The organism is Nocardioides sp. CPCC 206348, assembly GCF_048654705.1.
Taxonomy (GTDB): Bacteria; Actinomycetota; Actinomycetes; order Propionibacteriales; family Nocardioidaceae; genus Nocardioides.
Genome location: NZ_JBMCZA010000217.1, coordinates 84036 through 88100, shown reverse-complemented (window position 1 = coordinate 88100; position 4065 = coordinate 84036). Strand labels below are relative to the sequence as shown.

The following is a 4065-nucleotide window of genomic DNA, read 5'->3' as shown; positions in this document are numbered from 1 at the left end:
GGACCAGGAGTCCGACGACGACGAGGGCGACGAGGACGACGACGAGGGCACCGAGGGTGGCTCGACGTCGGCCAACGCCGCTCGCCGCCGCCGCCGTCGCGGTGGCCGCCGTCGCCGCAAGCCCGCCGGTGCGGGCAACACCGGTGGCGAGGGCGACGACGACGCTGACGACGCCGACTCCGAGGGCGAGTCCGACGAGACTGCCGAGGACGTCGAGAACGCCGAAGGTGGCGAGGAGAAGGCGCCCGCCCGCGCCGCGAACGGTGGCAACAACGGCCAGCGCCAGCGTCAGCGCCAGGGCGGCGGCAACGCCCAGGCCCGCGCGAAGGCCGACGCCGACGCTGCTGCGGCCGCTGAGGGCGACGACGTCTCCGACGACAGCGACGAGAACGACGAGAACGGTGAAGGCGGGGGACAGGGCGGTTCGTCCTCCTCGCGTCGTCGCCGTCGGCGTCGTCGTACCGGCGAAGGTGGAGGCGGCCAGGGTGGCGACGGCGGGGACGACCCCGAGAACACCGTCACCCGCGTCCGCAAGCCGCGCTCGCCCGAGGACGAGATCACGAGCATCGCCGGGTCCACGCGCCTGGAGGCCAAGAAGCAGCGCCGCCGCGAGGGTCGCGAAGCCGGCCGTCGCCGCGCACCGATCGTGAGCGAGGCCGAGTTCCTGGCCCGCCGCGAGTCGGTCGAGCGGGTCATGGTCGTGCGCCAGCGCAAGGACCTCACCCAGATCGCCGTCCTCGAGGACAAGGTGCTCGTCGAGCACTACGTCGCCCGCGAGTCGCAGACCTCGCTCATCGGCAACGTCTACCTCGGCCGCGTGCAGAACGTCCTGCCCTCCATGGAGGCGGCGTTCATCGACATCGGCAAGGGTCGCAACGCGGTCCTGTACGCCGGCGAGGTCAACTGGTCCGCTCTCGGCCACAAGGACGGCCAGCCCCGCAAGATCGAGTCGGTCCTGCAGTCCGGGCAGACCATCCTGGTGCAGGTCAGCAAGGACCCGATCGGCCACAAGGGCGCCCGGCTCACCAGCCAGGTCAGCCTCGCCGGCCGCTTCCTGGTCTACGTGCCCGACGGCACCACGTCCGGCATCTCGCGCAAGCTGCCGGACACCGAGCGGTCGCGCCTGAAGGCCCTGCTCAAGGAGGCCGTCCCCGCGTCGGCCGGTGTCATCGTGCGCACCGCCGCAGAGGGTGCGTCCGAGGACGAGCTGACCCGCGACGTCGAGCGCCTCAAGGCCAAGTGGGACGACATCGAGGCCAAGGTCGCCAAGGGCAACGCCCCGCAGCTCCTGCACGGCGAGCCCGACCTGACCCTCAAGGTCGTCCGTGACCTGTTCACCGAGGACTTCTCCAAGCTCGTCATCCAGGGCGAGGACGCCTGGCGCTCCGTCAAGGAGTACGTCGACCAGATCGCCCCCGACCTCGCCGAGCGGGTGGAGCGCCACGACCCGTCGGGTCCCGACCTGTTCACGCTGCACCGCATCGACGAGCAGATCGCCAAGGGCCTGGACCGCAAGGTCTGGCTGCCCTCGGGTGGCTCGCTGGTCATCGACCGCACCGAGGCGATGACCGTCGTCGACGTCAACACCGGGAAGTTCACCGGCTCCGGGGGCAACCTCGAGGAGACGGTCACCAAGAACAACCTCGAAGCGGCCGAGGAGATCGTTCGCCAGCTCCGGCTGCGCGACATCGGCGGCATCATCGTGGTCGACTTCATCGACATGGTCCTCGAGGCCAACCGCGACCTGGTGCTGCGCCGCATGGTCGAGTGCCTCGGCCGCGACCGCACCCGCCACCAGGTCGCCGAGGTCACCTCGCTCGGCCTCGTGCAGATGACGCGCAAGCGGATCGGCACCGGCCTCGTCGAGGCGTTCAGCGAGACCTGCTCGCACTGCCAGGGCCGTGGCCTGCTGGTCCACGACCTCCCCGTCGCCCCCAAGGGTGGCGGCGGTGGCGCCGAGCCCGAGGAGGGTCGTCGCGGCAACAACCGCCGCAAGGCCAAGCCGAAGGCCCAGGGCGACGCCCCGGCCGACAACGGTGCGGCCGCCAAGCCGGTCCCGTCCCCGAAGGACGTCGCCGCGATGGCCAAGCACGCCGACGAGGCCCACGACGAGGTGACCGACGAGACCGCCGTGGTGGTCGAGGAGGCTCCCGTGGTGGTCGAGGAGGCCCCCGTGGTGGTCGAGGAGGCCCCCGTGGTGGTCGAGGAGCCGGCCCCCGCGCCGGTGGCCACGACCAAGGTGGTCACCCGGACCCGCCGCAGCTCGGCCAGCCGTCCGGCAGGACCGCCTGCGGCCGCCGTACCGGCTGCCGAGGCGCCTGCTGCAGACGCCGAGGAGCCGCACGTGGCCCACGTCCCGATCAAGAAGAAGGGCGCTGGCAAGCGCTAGCAGGTCGGGGCGGGTCCATCGTTTTGGTGGATACCGGCCCGAACCGTAGTATTGACCGTCGGTGCGCCGCAGGTGCGCCGTTCTGCTGGCGCCCGGCGAAGTCGCTGTGCGTGCCGCAGACCCGAACGTTGACGTGAGAAGGAGCCCGCGGTGGTGTACGCGATCGTGCGCGCAGGCGCGAAGCAGGAAAAGGTCGAGGTCGGCGACGTCTTCGAGATCGACAAGTGCGCTACGCCGGTCGGCGACACCCTCACGCTGCCGGTGGTCCTCACCGTCGACGGTGAGACCGTGACCAGCACTGGCCTCGAGAAGGCGTCGGTGACGGTTGAGGTCCTCGGTGCCACCAAGGGCCCGAAGATCGTCATCCAGAAGTACAAGAACAAGACCGGCTACAAGAAGCGCCAGGGTCACCGCCAGAAGTACACCCAGGTCAAGGTCACCGACATCTCTCTCTGAGCTGGATCCCCGGGCGGGTTCACCTCTTCACCTCCAAAGGACTGAAACATGGCACACAAGAAGGGCGCAGCGTCCACCAAGAACGGGCGCGACTCGAACGCTCAGCGCCTCGGCGTGAAGCGCTTCGGCGGCCAGGTCGTCAGCGCCGGCGAGATCATCGTCCGCCAGCGTGGCACCCACTTCCACCCGGGCTCCGGCGTGGGTCGCGGTGGCGACGACACGCTGTTCGCGCTGATCCCCGGTGCCGTCGAGTTCGGCAAGAAGCGTGGCCGCAAGGTCATCAACATCGTCCCGGGTGAATGAGCTGACGCTCATCTGACCTGGTTTCGAAGGGCGTCCCGTCACGCGGGGCGCCTTTCGCCATTTTCTACTGAAAGACTGATCCCATGGCTGTTCCCACCTTCGTCGACCGCGTGACGCTCACTGTCGCTGCCGGCCGGGGCGGTCACGGGGTCGCGTCCGTCCACCGTGAGAAGTTCAAGCCGCTCGGCGGCCCCGACGGCGGCAACGGCGGGCCGGGTGGCTCGATCATCCTGCGCGTCGACCCCGACGTCACCACGCTGCTGGAGTACCACCACAGCTCCAAGCGCCAGGCCGAGCACGGTGGCCACGGCGCTGGTGACCACAAGAACGGTTCCCACGGAGCCGACATGATCCTCAAGGTGCCGGACGGCACCGTCGTCAAGCACCGCAACGGCGAGGTCATCGCCGACCTGATCGGCGCGGGCACCGAGCTCGTCGTGGCCGAAGGTGGCCGCGGTGGCCTCGGGAACGCCTCGCTCGCGTCCAAGTCGCGCAAGGCGCCCGGCTTCGCGCTGCTCGGTGAGCCCGGTGACGAGCTCGAGGTCGTCCTCGAGCTCAAGGTCGTCGCGGACGTCGGCCTGGTCGGCTTCCCCAGCGCCGGCAAGTCCAGCGTGATCGCCTCGATCTCGCGGGCCCGGCCCAAGATCGCGGACTACCCGTTCACCACCCTCGTCCCCAACCTCGGCGTCGTCACGGCGGGTGACTTCACCTTCACCGTGGCCGACGTGCCCGGACTGATCGAGGGCGCCGCCGAGGGTCGCGGTCTCGGCCACGACTTCCTGCGCCACATCGAGCGTTGCGCCGCGCTGGTGCACGTCCTCGACACGGCGACCATGGAGCCCGGTCGCAACCCCGTCGACGACCTCGAGATCATCGAGGGCGAGCTGAGCCGGTACGGCGGCCTCGAGGACCGTCCC

The 4065-nt window shown here is 70.2% G+C and carries 4 protein-coding genes; all 4 read left to right on the top strand.

Translation table 11 applies throughout. The features are described from left to right. Positions 1 to 2389, top strand: a 2389-nt coding sequence (locus tag ACOADB_RS24220; RefSeq protein ID WP_378604821.1) for an Rne/Rng family ribonuclease, incomplete at its 5' end; no start/stop codon positions are given. A gap of 153 nt (positions 2390 to 2542) precedes the next feature. Further along, entirely contained in the window at positions 2543 to 2845 is a 303-nt protein-coding gene (gene rplU, locus ACOADB_RS24215; RefSeq protein WP_056714940.1) for a 50S ribosomal protein L21, read from the top strand. Positions 2846 to 2893: 48 nt separating this feature from the next. After that, a complete protein-coding gene (gene rpmA, locus ACOADB_RS24210; protein WP_056713888.1) occupies positions 2894 to 3148 on the top strand; it encodes a 50S ribosomal protein L27 in 255 nt (84 codons plus the stop codon). An 83-nt stretch (positions 3149 to 3231) separates the two neighbouring features. Then, a partial coding sequence (gene obgE / locus ACOADB_RS24205) for a GTPase ObgE (RefSeq protein WP_378604817.1) occupies positions 3232 to 4065 on the top strand: 834 nt, incomplete at its 3' end.